This window comes from Pseudoalteromonas luteoviolacea NCIMB 1944 (genome assembly GCF_001625565.1).
Lineage (GTDB): Bacteria > Pseudomonadota > Gammaproteobacteria > Enterobacterales > Alteromonadaceae > Pseudoalteromonas > Pseudoalteromonas luteoviolacea_F.
In genome coordinates, this window is the sequence record NZ_AUXS01000016.1 from 228,692 (window position 1) to 245,497 (window position 16,806).

General features: G+C 41.2%; 11 protein-coding genes. 4 read left to right on the top strand and 7 right to left on the bottom strand.

Annotated features, from left to right (window positions below):
• Positions 1-303 precede the first annotated feature (303 nt).
• Positions 304-1,437, top strand: a complete 1,134-nt coding sequence (locus N483_RS05860) for a helix-turn-helix domain-containing protein (RefSeq protein WP_023401985.1) — start codon at positions 304-306, stop codon at positions 1,435-1,437.
• 148 nt (positions 1,438-1,585) lie between these two features.
• Positions 1,586-2,263: a DUF4386 domain-containing protein gene (locus N483_RS05865; protein ID WP_023401984.1), complete on the top strand. Its 678-nt coding sequence runs from the start codon at positions 1,586-1,588 to the stop codon at positions 2,261-2,263.
• Between the two features lie 81 nt (positions 2,264-2,344).
• Here N483_RS05865 and N483_RS05870 read toward each other — a convergent pair whose 3' ends face one another.
• Entirely contained in the window at positions 2,345-5,155 is a 2,811-nt protein-coding gene (locus N483_RS05870; RefSeq protein ID WP_023401983.1) for a tetratricopeptide repeat protein, read from the bottom strand.
• Positions 5,156-5,380: 225 nt separating this feature from the next.
• Here N483_RS05870 and N483_RS05875 point away from each other — a divergent pair, with 225 nt between their 5' ends.
• Positions 5,381-6,370, top strand: a complete 990-nt coding sequence (locus N483_RS05875; protein ID WP_023401982.1) for a hypothetical protein — start codon at positions 5,381-5,383, stop codon at positions 6,368-6,370.
• An 83-nt stretch (positions 6,371-6,453) separates the two neighbouring features.
• Here the strand turns inward: N483_RS05875 and N483_RS05880 are convergent, their stop codons facing one another.
• The 3 genes from N483_RS05880 to N483_RS05890 all read right to left on the bottom strand — a co-directional run bounded on the left by N483_RS05880 (position 6,454) and on the right by N483_RS05890 (position 11,280).
• Entirely contained in the window at positions 6,454-8,085 is a 1,632-nt protein-coding gene (locus N483_RS05880; RefSeq protein ID WP_023401981.1) for a PKD domain-containing protein, read from the bottom strand.
• 612 nt (positions 8,086-8,697) lie between these two features.
• Positions 8,698-10,263, bottom strand: coding sequence for a HEAT repeat domain-containing protein (locus tag N483_RS05885; protein ID WP_023401980.1), 1,566 nt, complete (start codon positions 10,261-10,263; stop codon positions 8,698-8,700).
• 45 nt (positions 10,264-10,308) lie between these two features.
• A complete protein-coding gene (locus N483_RS05890) occupies positions 10,309-11,280 on the bottom strand; it encodes a hypothetical protein (protein WP_023401979.1) in 972 nt (323 codons plus the stop codon).
• A gap of 421 nt (positions 11,281-11,701) precedes the next feature.
• Here N483_RS05890 and N483_RS05895 point away from each other — a divergent pair, with 421 nt between their 5' ends.
• Positions 11,702-11,959: a hypothetical protein gene (locus N483_RS05895; RefSeq protein ID WP_023401977.1), complete on the top strand. Its 258-nt coding sequence runs from the start codon at positions 11,702-11,704 to the stop codon at positions 11,957-11,959.
• Between the two features lie 100 nt (positions 11,960-12,059).
• Here the strand turns inward: N483_RS05895 and N483_RS05900 are convergent, their stop codons facing one another.
• The 3 genes from N483_RS05900 to N483_RS05910 form a co-directional block, all read right to left on the bottom strand.
• Entirely contained in the window at positions 12,060-12,665 is a 606-nt protein-coding gene (locus tag N483_RS05900; RefSeq protein ID WP_231105424.1) for a GNAT family N-acetyltransferase, read from the bottom strand.
• 82 nt (positions 12,666-12,747) lie between these two features.
• Complete coding sequence (locus N483_RS05905) at positions 12,748-14,292, bottom strand: sigma-54-dependent transcriptional regulator (protein ID WP_023401975.1); 1,545 nt, start codon at positions 14,290-14,292, stop codon at positions 12,748-12,750.
• Entirely contained in the window at positions 14,282-16,732 is a 2,451-nt protein-coding gene (locus tag N483_RS05910) for a response regulator (protein WP_023401974.1), read from the bottom strand. The genes N483_RS05905 and N483_RS05910 overlap by 11 nt, the downstream gene beginning before the upstream one ends.
• Between the last annotated feature and the right edge of the window lie 74 nt (positions 16,733-16,806).

The window sequence follows — 16,806 nt, forward strand, 5'->3', positions numbered from 1 at the left end:
AATATTCAAAAGATGTTGCTGTGATGGCAGCCTAATTACAGCGAATGAAGCTCATAATAACTTAGCAACTAGCTCCCTACTCCCTTAAAAAATAAATGTACCACTTAGTCTTTTTAGATTATCCCTAACAATTGGCAAGGCCGCTAAAATCAGTCAATAAAATTGATTAATCTAGTCATTACTTTCTGCTCATAAATTTATTAATTAAAATTCAATAGCCTGACTCCTTCATCTTTACATGGGTGTTACACATACATACTATACTGCGAGTTTAAATCTACTATATCTAGTATGAGGGAAATTATGGATGTTTTAGACACCGTCATCTATTCCGGTATGTGGGGCGCAATTTTACTTGCGCTTGTGCAAGCTGTGAACAAGCCCAAACAGCCACAAACAACTTACCTCATCGCGCTATTATTCTTGCTGCTTATACATGTTAGCGGAGAACTCGTTATTTATACTGGAGCATATCAGTACTTCCCTGCTTTAGTAGGCATGCAAATGCCAGTCCGTATCCTGCTCGGTCCCGCGTTGTTTTTTTATGCCTGTGCAACTATGTCACCAAACCTGTCTATTTCCAAGAAAAGCTATGCTCTGGCCATGATTGGGCCCGTGGTTGCGATACTTGTGATGCTGCCATTTGCAATCGGATTCACATCAGCAGAAAAGCTCGCTTTGGCAGATCCCGCGACTCGTAATCCAGAGCATTTTAAAGTCGCCTTGTACACTTGTGTCGCAAATATGCTGGTATTTATGGTGTTCAATGCCTTTTATTTCATCAAAGCACTGCAAGTTCACGCCAGACATCGTCAGCAATTAATGGAGCGCTTTGCAGAAATACAATCCAGATCACTGGACTGGTTTAGGATCATGTTGATGCTGTGGGGAATTGTTTGGCTTTGCTACTCACTCTCTTACGTTCCAACCTTAACCGGTTGGAAGCTACCATGGTTGAAGCTTCTGCCGTTTTTTGAGGCCGTCGTTTTACTCGCTTTTGCGCAGTTGGCACTCAATCAACCTATTTTAACTAAAGAAGATAAAGGAGAACCCGTGTCTGCACAAACCAGAAGTGCAACTTTAAGCCTAGATAAAATGGATGCAATATCAGACGAACTGAAAAATATTATGAGGGAAAAACAACTTTTTATGGATGAAGAACTGTCTCTCAACAAGCTGTCAAAAGCCATTAGCGTAAGTGAAAATCATATCTCGGAGACTTTGTCGCAAAGACTGAAAACCAATTTCTTCCAATTCGTAAATGGATATAGAGTGGCAGCGGCCGAAATACTTTTACAAGAAACAGATAAACGCGTCTCCACCATTCAATATGAAGTGGGCTTTAATTCAAAGTCGACTTTCAATACTGCGTTTAAAAAAGCAACAGGTTTAACCCCATCACTATATAGGAAGCAAGCCACGTTAGTAACTCACTAAAAAATATACGAATAAAAAGACCGAACGGGCCCATTCGGACGATTTACTGACATTAAACGACAACAATAGAACCATCTTAAAAACGCACCGTCGGCATGCACAACTTTAAACAGCACGCCGGCGAGAAAAAATAAAAAGGGTTTTATTTATGTCTAATTCACTTGCAATACGTTTTGCCGGATTACTTATCCTGATCTCTACCAGCTCATTTATGTATGCTGATTCCATCATCTATGAGCTGCTCACTAAACCAGACTTTTTAGAGCAAGCCGCACTAAACAGAACATCACTTGCATTCGCAGCCTTATTAGAATTTATAAATTGCGCAGCGGTTATTGGCATGTCTATCCTAATTTATCCGACTATCAGGCAGTATAGCGAGCGTGTCGCCATCGGCTATGTCAGCGGTCGCTTAATAGAAGGCGCAACCTTAATTACAGGAGCGGTCACGCTGATGACACTTATCGCCATGGGCAAGCAAATAATCGATAATCCAGATGTGTCCAGCGAATACCTTTATATGATGGGCACTGCACTCAAATCTGAGCGTTGGTTCGGCTTTCTAATGGGGATGTTTTCTTTAGGCTTGTGCGGCTTTCTACTCAACATCACCTTATATCAATACCGTTTAATTCCAAGAGCCATCTCTGTACTTGGCATGGTAGGTTACGCGATTTTATTACTAAAAGTTGCATTTGATTACTTTGGTGTGAGTTTTTCAGGCTCTTGGATGTACATCCCGGGTGGACTATATGAATTAATCTTCCCTCTTTGGATGATTTTCAAAGGCTTTGATTTAAGCGCTAAACCCAAGTCCTGCTCATAATAACAATAAAGCCCTCCAAGGAAGCTAAATAAGGCTTCCTTTTTATATTTAATCTTGAACATAACCTATTCACAAACGCTTTTATATATGCTGCTGAGCCGCCGGAAAGGTAATTTCGAAACACGCCCCTTTGTGTGTGCCTGGCAAATAACGAATGCTGCCCTGCAATACATAAGTCACCAAGTTAAATACCATATATAAGCCCAAACCAACCTTGCCTTGATGTCGAGCGGTCGTATAAAAAGGCTCAAACATATGCGATACGGTTTGCTCTTCAATTCCTCCCCCATCATCTGCAAACAGCATGTTTACATGGCCATCTTTTATTTTAACAGTGATAAGAATATGACCCGATTTTCCTTCAAATCCATGTAGTGACGCATTTAGATATAAATCTTCTAAAATTTTGGACAATGCTTGCGAATCACATTGTATTTGAAGGCTTTTTGGGCAGTCAATTTCTACCACAACGCCACTGCCTTTGCTATGAAATGCTGTAATGCCCTCAATAGACGCTTTAAGATCTATGGTCGTTTCGTTACCAACGTACTCTTGTGCCGAAGCTTGTTTAAACCGCTTGATCAATTGTGCAGCGCGCTCTGTGTTGCTGTCTATTAGCTCGATACTCGATAGCGACACTTCAAGAAATGCGTTGGTATCACTCAGTGTGAGTTTGCTGTTCTCGAGTTTAGCTTTAAAATCATATAGCTCTTTCAATAAAATTGAACTTGCCGTCACAGTCGTGCCAAGTGGTGTATTCAATTCATGTGAAACCCCCGCAACCAAACGCCCAAGCGATGCCATTTTTTGCGCTTCTACCAAATTCGCCTGTGTCGAGGTAAGTTCATCTAATATCTGCGCCAATTCATCCCGTGACTGCTTCAAACTGACGGTACGCTCTTCGACTCGTTTCTCAAGTGTTGCGTTTAGTTCCGCTAAAGCCAATTCAGATGCTTTAATGTTAGAAATATCCTTAATAGTGCCACTCACTCGCAATGGCGTTCCATCAGAGCTTCGCTCAGTGACTTTGCCGCGATCCAGTACCCACATCCATCCGCCACCTTTGGTCTTTACACGATAACTCACTTCATAAAACTCACTGTCACCTGCAAGATGGCAATGAAACCTGGCATGCAAATCAGCATAGTCATCTGGATGAACCGATGACTCTAATGCGTTTAGGTCTGATCCAATATGTTCACAGGGCAAACAAAGGTTATGCATTCTGTTGTCGCGGACAATCAAGCCTGTGTCTAAATCCCAATCCCACAGTTCATCTCCACTTCCCCAAAGTGCATGCTTAAGGCGATCTTTAACTTTACTTACTTGTTTGAGCGCAGTTTGCTCAACGCTCAGCTGCTTGCTTTTATTGCGCCAAAAATATGTAAAAGATAAAAAGCTGAATATAAATAGCATGGCGATCAATATCATCACTTGCTGTACCGCTTGCTTATCTATTTCAAGATCTTTTATTCGGTTTTGTTGTACTAAACTGGCAATTTCCCGCTCTTTTTCATGAACATCAAATTCAATTGCCAAGGCACTTATCCGGTATTGACTATTTTTTTCATTCCAAGAATTTTGAAGTGCCAAATAAGCTTGCATATAAGACAATGCTTGTTGAAATTCGCCCTGAGCTTTGAGTATTTCAGCAACTTCTAGCTGGCAATCCATTAACAAGGCGTCTCTTTGGTGCTCCTTCGCGATTTTAATTGCAACCAAATAGGCATCAATGGCTTTTTCAGGTTCATTTTGTTTAACGTAAAGCTGACCTAAAGCTTGATAGATTTCAGCAAGCCTATCTTCCCATGGAGAACCTTGATACAGCGGGATACTCTTATTCAAATAGTCTTCAGCTATAACCAACTGGTCAGTTTCAATGTATAAACGCCCTAAGTCGAGAAAAGTTGAAATATTCGGGTCAGGGCGGTTAATCTCAGCTTTGAGGGCGATTGCTTGTTTTAGTACATCTTCTGAGTTTTCATAATCGCCCGCTTCTCGATATACACTACCCAACCGGTTGAGACTATGGATCATGCCCATTTTATATCCAAGCTGAGACTTGATAGACAGAGACTTTAAGTGCATTTCAATGGCTTTATCAAACTTCCCGACTTCATCTAAATATGTGCCCATGTTGCTATAAAAAACGGCTTGTTGATTGGGGTTGTCTAGCGTAAGTGATATCTGGATAGCTCTATTTTGATGAAACAAGACTTTTTCATATAAATTCATTTTTCGGTAGATCGACGCGAGGCTTTGATGGCTTGAAGCGATGTAAACAGGTTTGTTCAACTTGCGATATAAACTTAAGCTTTGTAAAAAGCTGCCAAGTGCTGCCTCATAGTCTTGAGTTTTACTGTATAAACGTCCGAAAAGCCTTTTGGCATTGGCTAAAAAGCGCTCGTATTTATCATTAGTCGCTTGTTCGATAATATCTATCAACCGCGCGTTTGCGAGATCATACTTTCGCTGCCTGATTGCAATATCAGCAAGCACCAATTGCGCCCTAAGTTCATTCTCTTTGACACCACTGCGTTTTGCAAAGCCTTGCGCTTCAAGTGCTAGAGCATGTGCTTGCGCCAAATCACCATAAGAAATATACGCCCGAGAAAAAAAGCTGAGTAATCTAGCTGACTGATCACTATTTGGCATTAAGCTCAGTAAAGTGCGTCCTTCTTCAGCGTATTTAATGGCGTCTTTGGTTTTATAATGAAAGTTTTTGGACACATAGTCGATTATCAATTCAATCTTATCTGAGCCACTACTACTTTCTATTTTGCTGATTAAATGTTGATTTTTTAACGCAGTAGACGCCATACACATATTGCTAAAAACAAGTAAAGCAATACAAAATATGAACATTCTATGCTTCAAGGTTAGTTCGCGCATAGTCAAAACCTATGTTCTATATCTGTGACACCATCAAGGTACGCCTTTTGAAACGCAACTGACTAGGTGCAACGACATCATTCGAGTAAGTTTAGCTGGTTGTTGAGAATTCGTTCAATGTAATCTTTTTGGGTACGAACAATTGAAAAACTGTAATATCGACCCATATAGTTAGTGTTGAAATTTAAAATGGAGTACAGCCAATTTCTCGGCTGAAATTTTAATATGGACAAAAAACTCACCTTTAAATCATTAAGCAAGGCGACACAACAAGAGCTTGAGCGAATTACTAAAGGGCTGATCAATACCTATAACACTTCGCCACTACGCAAAGTAAACTCGGCACAGGCCATAACTGCTGAGCGCGAAGATATCCGCGCTCGGTGTGATGACTATCAAGACGGCTTTGATGAAGTTCGCACCCGTAGACAAATTCCTGACAGTGTTCCCGATGAACAGTTACATGATCAAATCGTATATTTGCCCAACGGAGAGATTTGGTTAGCCAGTATATACCGCAACCATATCGACCAAACCATTATTGAAATAATTGGTGAATCTCAAACAGAATATGCCGATCTAAAAATCTATTTACCCGAGATACTGGCGTTTTTCACCTGGTGTCAACCAGAGCTATTGTCTGTTTGGTCCAAACCCAACAGTCAGCACTTTGATAGCCTGTTATCGTTAAGTGGCGCGCACTTAGAAGATTGTTTTTGGGGTGCTGAAATTGATCATATGCCCTTGGCAGCAGCGGATGATGTAACCCTGCGTCCACTAGATATGGAAACAGACTGGCACTGGTATAAAACAGAATATGATCTCTTCCACAAAGAAACACCTGAGCTGAAAGAGCGTATCGAAATCGAAGATAAAGAAACCTTTGAAGAAGCACTGAAAAGCCAGCTTCTTTTTGTCGCAGAAACACACAACCAACCAGCGAAAAAAATTGGCGTCATTATGTTAGAGCCTTGCTCTGAACTCGGGTATAGCGGCGTATTAGTCAGCGATTTTATTATTGCGAAGGCTTTTCGAGGAAAAGGGTTTGCCTTTAAAATCCAAGCAGCTACATTAAATAAGTTAAAGCGAAAATATGACTTTTTTTGCGGCTATATATACGGTGGCAATGACGCATCAAAACAAAATGCGAAAAAGAACCGACATTTACTGAGAACGGAAATCACGTTGCCCATTGAGCACTTCATTTCGGTTTAAAAATCATAACCTCCCACTCATTTAACAAAAACGCTCATTGCTATGCAATGAGCGTTTTATCTACCAAGAAATCATAAACAAGGTTATTTGCAGTCTCTAACCCACTGCCAAACTTCCCATTTTCCTGAATTGTCAGCTGGCGAAGCACCTTGCGTCCACCACTGTGCTTCATAAATACTGCCATTTTGCGATGCTTGATCGCCTTTTAGATAAGTCTTGTTGCTTTGCCACGCATCAACTGTACAGCCACCACCAACTGAAACTGAGATCTGTTCAGATTTAGTTGACTGTGCGCCTTCTGCATCAGTAACAGTCAGAGTAACCGTGTAAGTATTTGCAGCACCGTAGGTATGAACCGGGTTTTGCGCCTGACTCGATGTACCATCTCCAAACTGCCAGTTGTAGCTCACCACTCCTTTGTCATCAAAAGATGTATCAGTAAAGGTGACAGATAACGCATTTTGTGTGTAAGAGAAGTTTGCAACTGGCGGTGTATTATCAACAGGACCATTGTCACCTTTAGGCACTACACCACCGAAATGTGATGCAACTTCAGGCCAGATAAGTTCGATTCGAGTACCGCGATTTAGCTTAGTGGTACACTGTGTGCTATTGCCATAGTGGTGCAATGCAATCACATTGTTATGCTCAGCTGACACAACTGGAGATCCCGATGACCCGCCAATGGTGTCACATTTATAGCCCATATCTGTATCTGAACCACGACCTGCTGTCACAGTTTGATCAATTTGGCAGTAACCACCTGCATTTTGATCACTCTCAATCGCTAACTCTTTAGGGTTACCACTGCCATGCTGAGGGATAAAAATACGCTGTCCCTTCAGCTGAGAAGTTACATCCAAGCCAAAGTGACCAAACTGCTTAATTTTATCGAAATCTTTCACTGTGAAGAGGGTATAATCTAGCTTATAGTCAGTAGCAAGAAGCTGATCGCCCATTACTTTAACAGTACCGTTAGTATCACCTGTTCCGCACGCTGAACGCTGATAGTTAAACCATACTTCTACGTTTTTTGCATCTGCCGCAGAGTCAAAGCAGTGGTTATTTGTGAACATGTGGTTGCTCGCGCCTACACGCCAAGCAGTACACAAGCTACGACCTCCAATTAGTAGACGCGCAACAGGTCGGCTGCGTTCATATTCGACTGGATGAGAGCTTTGCCAACACGCTACATCTCTGCGCTCATTAATGCCGCAAGTCGAGTTCGGCTTTACAATATCCATCTCTGACATGACTTCATTTGCAGCGAGTTCAGTGTCCGAGTAACCAGCAAAAAAGTCAGCTATTTCAATGCCGTGTTCATGATTCCACGCACTTTTGTCAGTAATTACTAACTTAAGCTTAACAGCATCTGCAGATACTGACATTGAAGAAGAGACATCGCTGTCATTGTGGTCATAACGATAAACCTCACCGCCTTTAAGGTCACTCACTTCTAAGTAAGCGCCTTTTGGTAAAGCAAACTTGGTAAAATTGATTTTAATAAAGTTGGCGTTTGGATGGTGAATGACGTGTTCAAATTCATTGCTGTCTGAACGAGACATACTGTGCAAACCCAAATTGGCTTGATGAGACACAGCGTGGGCGATATCTGTTTTTTGCACAGCGCTATCAAATGCGCTGGCCTGAGCACTTGAAGCGAGTACGAGTGCGCATACAGGGAGTATGGTTTTGATTACTTTACATGATGTCATAAACTTAAAATCCTTTAATTGTAATTATTGTGCTTTTTTAATAAAAGACTTTTGAAATTTATGTTATATCAAAGTTAATTTCAAGCTTATTTTTTAAGCATCTTGCAAAAATCATGTCACTGACACGCTCTAATTTGGATCGATGCAATCAAATACGATTCATTCACTATGGCATCACTATCACCTTGAATGTCATAAAATTGTCAAACTATTACTGTGTGAACTCGCTCATAACCTGAACCTAGTTAAGGGAGTAGGTAAAAGTAAACACTAACTTGAATCTAAGCACTGTCAGGTAGAACAGTTTTTATTTTGAATACTCAAATTGTAGATTAAAAAAGTAACCCGTTTAGGAACTCAATTCGTAAGAACTCACCGACCAAACAAAGAGTACAACCCTAAGTAACCACAAGCTTGCAGTACCTGCGATACTGACACCTTATATTGGTGAGGCACTGCCAAAGAACGCAGAACTTATGACCCCGACTACTGTAATAACATAAGTAATACACCGCGTACGTACACTGACTTATAACCTCAAACTAAATTGCGAGTCTCTTTGTAATCGCACTCGAGACTCACATTTAACTCAATTAAACGTTATAAAAACAACTACATATTCATAATTGTACTAAGACGCTTTTTTACTACCGGATTTGATTCCGATTGATAAAGGTGCTCTAGCCTATCTAAATTAAGCGCCGACAATTTGTAGTTTGCTTGTTGGTATACACGAGAGAATGCGTCAATTGCACCGACTTGCGGTGATGCAACTAAACTCGATACTACCTGATCTTGGTAGTCAGCCATTCGCGCTAAAGATTTGATTACGTTTTTTCTCACTTGCATATTTGAATGTTGTAAATACGCGGGCAATTTTGCAACTAACTGCGGATTTTTACTGTTTGCCATTGCCAATACTGCCGTAGGCAGTTGTTCGGGGTTGGTCAATTGATCGGTCAAATAATTCGCGACTTGTCGTGATTGACCAGGAGAGAATTTACTCATAGTTCCGATACTTAACAATGCCATATCAGATAAAGCTGGCGTTGATTGTTGCTCTGCAACAGACCGTAAACTAGCAAAACCAACCTCTGATGCATTTTCAAACCGCCCTAACGCCATAACTAGCTTTTGCTGTACTTGCTGACTTAAATCAGTGTCAGTTAACAGATCTGACAACATCTGCTCTGCTTGCATTGTCTGTGCTTTTTGTAGTGCATAAATGAACGCAGACGTTGATCCCTCATGCTCTTCGAACAGCCTTTTAAGCGCGCTTTGATCAAAGTTTTCAAGTATAAATAGGCCAATTTCTTTTGCTAACATGGGATCTAAATTAGTTTTAAGTGACTGGACATGCTCTAAAAAGTTTTCGTTGGTCACTTTTACCACCTCCTGCACCTGAGCTGTTGGTGGCAAAACATGTTGGTTGTGAGAAGCTAACCAATCTGTTGGTTCAAAAGGTGTATGTTTAATCAGTTTAACCGTAACAGATTGCACAACTTCGTACTGCTGATCATCGCGTCGCCAAATTTGTTTGTTGTTGTAATCCAGTGCCTGTATAGTCCCCGGCTTATCAGCATCTAATGTGATCTGCCACTGCTCTAGCTCTTCGTTATCAGCACTTTTTTTCTGCTGTGTAATTGAGCGCTCTATCATATTTTGACGCTGCACATACTGAAATGTTTTTACACCCAGAGCATCCTCAAATGTTAAAGGCTCATCTAAAGAATAACTCATTAAATCCAATACTTTTGACAGCACGGATAACGGATGCTGGCCGCTCAGACCCAACATATCTAACTCAGAAAACTGATGATTCTTATACTTCACCAAAAATGGTAACTGATCTGGCATTGCCTGTACTTTATTGTCTGCAACAAACTGAATATTGCTGAGCATTGCAGCCGACTTGGTTGATGCCGAAGCATGGGGTTGGAAGCTCATTTGCCAGCTGAATTCTGAGAAAGTCATAGCACTGCCCTGCTCTGTCAGCACTGCCGAATGTATATCTACCTGATACGCAAAAAAGTAAGTGTTTGCTGATATCGTGTCGCGCTGTTTTGGCGCGGTAGCTGTCGGTTGGGCGCTGACCTCTTTTTCATCTTCAGAGACATTAAGTATGATGAATCCGATCAATAAAGCTGCAACAGCGCACGTTAAAGTTATTTTTTTCATGGAATCTTCTCAAAAAGTGGTGGCAAAGCCACCACCTATAGCATTTTATAGATTTTCCCAAACTGGGCTTGCGTATTCGTAAAGCACGGTTTCACGTGTATAAAGTGGATCCCACTTCATTACGTCAACATTGAATTGCAACAAACCCCATAGCTTTTTACAGTAAGCTTGGATTTTACCGTCACCACCAGTCAACTTAGTGCTGATCTTCAGCTCCAAGAAGCCCTGCTCTACAACTTGCTCATCTTGAACAACACGGCGTATACCCGCCTCTACGTAGCCTTTTCCTTTTACTTTCAGAAGGTTTAATTTACCTTTAACACCCGCTTCCGAGATACCATGACCAAATGAACCATAGGCTGAGCTAGACACCAAACCACCGACATAAGGTTCAACTGAGGCATACACATAATCAGGGCGTCTTACACCATCCACTTCAAACGGTTCTTCATTGCCATGACCACCAATCACACCACCGACCGTAAATTCAGCACCTGCTTCTACACCTGCACCAAATTTAACGCCCACCTTGAGTAGGCCCAAAGGATCAAGCGGCAGTTCAACTTTTGGTTTAATTGGCTCAGGAATAAGGTCAAAGTAGTACTCAACAGGGTAAGTGATTGATGCATTCAATAAGTCGTCACAATTTGGTTTAAAGCTTGCGACAGTGTCATCTCCAACTGTAAAATTGAAGCTCATCCCTTGCGTACAGTCGAGTTTGCTTGGATTGAATGAAAATTCAAGCTCGCCTATAGACATTTTGAAATTACGGTTATGTAGTTTCACCCAGTTTCCAGCCTGATACACCCCTTGTGTTGCGCCATTGCTCACTTGGTCAACATACATCCAACCTTGCTGATCACGATATTGGTGTGACTGCCCAATCACATTATTTTTTTGAATTGAACGAACATTTCGCTCTACATAGCCCGGATCTTTATATAAATAGGCATTGGCAGCAGGTGACAATGTGATAGCAGAGATAACGCCTAACAATGCAGCGTATTTAAATTTCATGGTTATCCTCATATATTTTTTTAGGTTTAAATTGTATATATGTTGCGCAACACAAATAAGGTAACACACAATTTTTACACTTTGCTTTCATTTTTACCTTTTTTAGATAAAAAAGATTTAAATTCTATTACTTTTAGTCAGAATAATGTGTATTACCACAACGACTAATACCCAAAAAAGGATAATTAATGACGTTCACTATTGTTAAATTTAAATTAAATTTATTTACTAAAAACGCGATAGAAAGAAGGTTATTTTTTACTGCTATTGGTATAGCTGCCACAGCGAGAAAATCGAGCTAAACTTTGCATTCATTTAACTCATGAAAAAAGTAAACTAATTAAATGAACATTTATAAAATTCATTTGAATTATTAGAACAGAAGAAATACTGTATATTTTTCAAACAAAAGGAGTTAAACATGCGATCTAAATTAACATTAGCTTTAACCACCGCGCTTGCAACAGCATCGCTTTTCACATCTCTAGCAACAACAGCCTACAGTGAAGTTAGGTATAGCAATGCCTATACTTATGTAAGCCAAAGTGAAGCACGCCGTTTATTTATCAATGATTTTAAGAGCCAGTATCCTGGTGTTAGAATTACTTATACCCGTTGCGAGTACCCAATTGGTGCTGGTATGCCAGTATTTATTTGCAATGGCACAGGTAGATTATAAAAGCTGAATGCAAATATTCTCTGACCGAAAATTGTGTTGTTTTTCGGTTTAACAACTTGCTCATCTACAAGCCCATCATTCAAAACAACACGACGTTACATCAGCGTTCATCATTTTCGAAGTGGTAAACCATGGTTGTTGAACCTGAAAAGCCAAGCAACCACTTTAGGTAAGGAAAATACTCGGTTTGCGTCGCTACAAAACCTTTAGATTCATATAGCTTTTTCGCTCTCGTGTTGCTGTCTATTACATCGAGACGCACCGATTTATAGCCATTATTTTTTGCGTGTTCAATGATGGCATCCAATAGTTGGGAACCGTAGCCACTGCCTCTAAATTGCTCGTCTACAGCAATTCCGTCCATAAGCAACTCATGTTCCTTGACCTGCCTTTCAAGGAGGCCAAATATCAGTGCGGCTTTCACTCCTTTGACAACCCCCAAAAGTTCAATTAGCCCAGCAAAGCTCAATCCACCTGTCAACGAACCTTCGTTAGTATGAAACCCGGCAATGCCCGCGATTTTATCATCCACCATAACAACGTAGGAAAAAGAAGGTACGAAGCTTTTAGCTAAAATGAGTACTCTGCTCTGTTGGCAATTAATTGCTGTAGCAAACTTTGCACCAAACGCCATTTCGTACAATTCGGCCACTTTGCCAACATGTGACAAATCCCATCCTCGCTCTATCTTAGTGTGCTCCATCATATTCTCTACCGCTGTTGTTTGACTGCTTTCATGGTTCAGCCCTTGCTATCGATATATTAGTATCTGTAAAGGGCATGAATTATCATGTTTCAGAATGGTTCGAAAGGCAATAGTAGCTCCAACGTCTTTGTCCCTGTTTGATAATTTTTCCTTCCTTATGTAATTTTCTTAACAAATATGATGCGCGGTCATGGTTCACATCGATCAGCTTTTGGCATTCCATGTTGGTGATTTGATCATGTGAATTTAAATACGCTAAGATCACGTCTTCGTCTTTTCTTCGTGTAACAAACGACGGCGTATGCTCCGGAGTTTTGCTGCTGTGTTGCAAATTCACATCAATGTCTTGAAACTGCATGATTTGTAGTTGAGCTGGCGTGATGATTTGTTGATTACTGCGAATGAGTGCAAACTCAATCAGGTTTTTAAGCTCTCGAACATTGCCAGGAAAATGGTGTGCAGTAAGTATCTGCATCGCCTCTTCATTGATGGAAACAGGTGCTTGGCCCATTTCCTGTGAGAACAAATGAATAAAATGTGTAACTAGCAAAGCGAGATCTTCTTGGCGGTCACGCAGTGCAGGCACATTGACAACATAGCTCGCTAAGCGAAAGTATAAATCCTGTCGAAACTGTTGCTGCGATACTTTTTGATGAATATTGACATTGGTGGCACATACCACCCTCACATCGACTTTTTTAGATTGGTTTCCACCAACGGGTGTCACAACCCCATCTTCAAGCACCCTCAACAATTTAGCTTGCATCTCCAAGGGCATATCGCCAATTTCATCGAGAAACAAGGTGCCACCATCAGCTTCAACAAAATGCCCTTTTCTATCGCTCACGGCCCCGGTATAGGCGCCTTTAACATTGCCAAAAAATGTTGCATCCGCAAGCTCTCTTGGAATGGCTGAGCAATTAACTGCTATAAATGGCTTTTTTGATCTTGGGCCACCAAAATGTATGGCCCTTGCAACCAATTCTTTACCTGACCCCGACTCACCCAGTACTAACACACTGGTTTTGTCTATTTGCTGCAGCCGATTTATGTCATCGTGTAATGCCAACATCGCAGGGCTTCGACCAATGAGATTTGAACCATCCCACTTTTGTGCTTCATGACGAACCAATGTATTGACTTTTGCGTCTGCTTTTTTGCGTTCTGCACTTTCTATTTTTAGCTCTTGTGCCAGCTTTTCCAAAGCTTGATTTTGCTTGGCAAGCTCGTCGATTTGTCGCTGTAGGGTCAAGTGTGTGGAGATCCGAGCAACCAGCTCAACCTCACACAGTGGTTTGCGGATATAATCTACGGCCCCAACAGAAAAGCAGTCTACTACTTTCTCTTCATCGTCATGGGCGGTAATGAATATAACGGGGATCTGCGCACTTTTTTCGTTAGCTTTGATTCGCTTGCATATTTGTAATCCGTCCATACCCGGCATCACCACATCTAGTAATATTAAATCTGGCAATTGTTTACTGATGGTATCAAATGCCTGCACGCCACTGGTTGCCACAATAATCTCATAGTCTCTAGACAAACTCATACCAACCGCAGTTATATTGGTTGGATTGTCATCAATTATCAGTATTCTTTGGCGTCTACCTTGTTTGTTATCGCGCATTATTTTTTACCTCTTGCTTAATTTTCAACGCCAGTTGCAAAGCAAGTTTAAAGTCAAACTCAGTTAACGCTTTGTCTAATTCTGCGGTTAATTTGGGAGAAATTGTGACCAGCTCATGTTTGATGTTGTCGAACTCAAAGGTCGCATCAAATTGCTGCATTTCTAGCTTATTGATTAAATTAGTCAGTGTGACTGTTGATGATTCGATTGTTGTAACTTCAGGTTCAAGCGCTTTCTCATTAAGCTGAATATATGTCTCTATGTCCATTAATAAGTGCTTCAAGTTAGATTTGATATCGCTCAATTGGGTATACAGTTCTTGCTTGTTAATACTTGATAACTCAGCCTCTAATTGCGCAATTTGTCGCTCAGTTTGAGTAGCCGCTATCGTGCTAACCGCTCCCCTAAGCCCATGTAATTCACTGGCAATAACAGCCTTGCTGTCATCCGCGTCTAAACGATTAATCAAATCTGGCTGGGAACGTAAAAAGCTATGCAGCACCCTAATATAACTCTGCTTATTACCACCAGCTTGGCGAAGCCCTTGTTGAATATCCAGATGTTCAAATGAAGCGTTAAGCACTTCAGTGCAGGCAGTTTGCGATTCGTCTTCACTTTCTAACAACCACTGAGCAAGTGTCTCATATAGGGTGTGTGGTTCTATGGGTTTGGTCAAATGCGCATTCAAACCCGCACCGATGGATTTTTCCCTGTCACTTTCATAGGCATGAGCTGTCATAGCAACAATAGGTAAATCTTTAAGGTTCAGTTGATTACGAATTTTATCTGTGGTTTGCAATCCATCCATATCTGGCATTTGAATATCCATCAACACCAAGTCAACACTGCGACTTTCGAGATAAACTAACGCATCGCGACCTCTTGATACCACCGCGACAGCAACATGCCACATATCTAATAGTTCACGCAATACTTGTTGATTAACCGGATTGTCCTCAACAATCAAGATCTGGGCCCCTTTAAAGCCTTTAAAACGATCTGATACTTCAGCCGTAACACCCTCTTCAATCGGTAAGTCGTATGGCTCAAAAGCCAACTCAAAACTGAAAGTACTGCCTTTATTCAGTTCGCTTTTAAGTTTGATTTCCCCCCCCATGGAACGCACTAAATCTTGGCTTATAGTCAAACCAAGCCCCGTTCCTCCATATTGACGGGTAGTCGACAAGTCTGCCTGAGTAAACGCTTCAAACAACTGGGCTTGATTTTGTGGCGCAATGCCAATACCAGTATCTGTTACCTTAAACTCATGGCTTACCTGCGCGCCCACCCGCTGTTGGGTCACTTCTAAAACAACTTGTCCAGTTTCAGTGAACTTAAAAGCATTTGAAAGTAAATTTGTCAGCACTTGTTCAAGACGCAGAGCGTCTCCCATAAAGAGTGTTTGCTGGTATTGAGGCTGGATCACGTCAAATCGAATGGGCTTTTGAAGTTGCTGCGGCAGAAACATTTGGGCCACTTTACTAACCAGTTCAGGTAGATTAAAAGGCACCTTTTCTAGCGGCATTTTACCTGCCGCTATTTTCGAATGGTCTAACACATCGTTAATTATCCCGAGCAAGCTGTTTGACGCTGTCCCGATCCGCTCAAACAAATGTTGATGAGGGTGAGCATCCGATTGTTTTGACATTTGCGCAAGCTCAGCACTGCCGATGATTGCGTTTAGAGGCGTTCGCATTTCATGGCTCATCATCGCTAAAAAATCGCTTTTTGATCTATCTGCCGCTTCTGCTTGCTCCTTAGCTTGGATCAGATTTTGTTCTGCTTTTTTACGCTCCGCGATTTCTTTTTGCAGTGCATGGCGAAGGCGAAACTCATTCAGTAAGCGCCGAGAAACAATTACTGATGTGTACAAAATATTCACCGTCAGGATCAAAGTGAACAGCGCCATGGTGTAGTAAATCCAGCCGCCAATTATGATAAATTTAATAAATACGGCCAGCGTTGTTGGCAAGCAATACGACAATACCGTTCTAAAACTGGTACTAAATGTTACCCCGACAATGCCGCTTATACCGATCACGGCACTACAAGACAAAACATTGTATAAAGGAGGTTGGTACGGGACCAGTGTCAGAATACCTATACCGGTTAAACACCCTAGTACCAACACACCAACAAAGTATCGACTTTCCAAACCACGTACGACGTTATCTTCATCCAAGTCCGGCTTAATTAAATACAGACTGCTAATGCGAAACAGTGACAAAGAAATAATCACTATTAATAGAGTCACTAAGCCTTCAGGCGCATCAGCATCAATTGCAGCCAAAAGCATTAATACGTTTGCCAACATCCCCATTAGTATATTCGTCGGCGCTTTCACGGCTGTTTCACGACAACAATCTACCCATAATTCAGGCTCCTGCTGCCTGATCTTTAGTAGTCGCCGCATTTCATCTAAAAACTGTTGAACAACCATAAACTACCCAATCAAAAAAGGAATTAATTATTAATGACTTTAATTACTTCATTATAAGTTATACGTAACTTTTC

What these genes read in the sequence shown, in the direction of transcription:
- N483_RS05860 (WP_023401985.1), top strand. Translation starts at nt 304, where the DNA reads ATGGATGTTTTAGACACCGTCATCTATTCCGGTATGTGGGGCGCAATT.
- N483_RS05865 (WP_023401984.1), top strand. Translation starts at nt 1,586, where the DNA reads ATGTCTAATTCACTTGCAATACGTTTTGCCGGATTACTTATCCTGATC.
- N483_RS05870 (WP_023401983.1), bottom strand. Translation starts at nt 5,155, where the DNA reads ATGCGCGAACTAACCTTGAAGCATAGAATGTTCATATTTTGTATTGCT.
- N483_RS05875 (WP_023401982.1), top strand. Translation starts at nt 5,381, where the DNA reads ATGGACAAAAAACTCACCTTTAAATCATTAAGCAAGGCGACACAACAA.
- N483_RS05880 (WP_023401981.1), bottom strand. Translation starts at nt 8,085, where the DNA reads ATGACATCATGTAAAGTAATCAAAACCATACTCCCTGTATGCGCACTC.
- N483_RS05885 (WP_023401980.1), bottom strand. Translation starts at nt 10,263, where the DNA reads ATGAAAAAAATAACTTTAACGTGCGCTGTTGCAGCTTTATTGATCGGA.
- N483_RS05890 (WP_023401979.1), bottom strand. Translation starts at nt 11,280, where the DNA reads ATGAAATTTAAATACGCTGCATTGTTAGGCGTTATCTCTGCTATCACA.
- N483_RS05895 (WP_023401977.1), top strand. Translation starts at nt 11,702, where the DNA reads ATGCGATCTAAATTAACATTAGCTTTAACCACCGCGCTTGCAACAGCA.
- N483_RS05900 (WP_231105424.1), bottom strand. Translation starts at nt 12,665, where the DNA reads ATGATGGAGCACACTAAGATAGAGCGAGGATGGGATTTGTCACATGTT.
- N483_RS05905 (WP_023401975.1), bottom strand. Translation starts at nt 14,292, where the DNA reads ATGCGCGATAACAAACAAGGTAGACGCCAAAGAATACTGATAATTGAT.
- N483_RS05910 (WP_023401974.1), bottom strand. Translation starts at nt 16,732, where the DNA reads ATGGTTGTTCAACAGTTTTTAGATGAAATGCGGCGACTACTAAAGATC.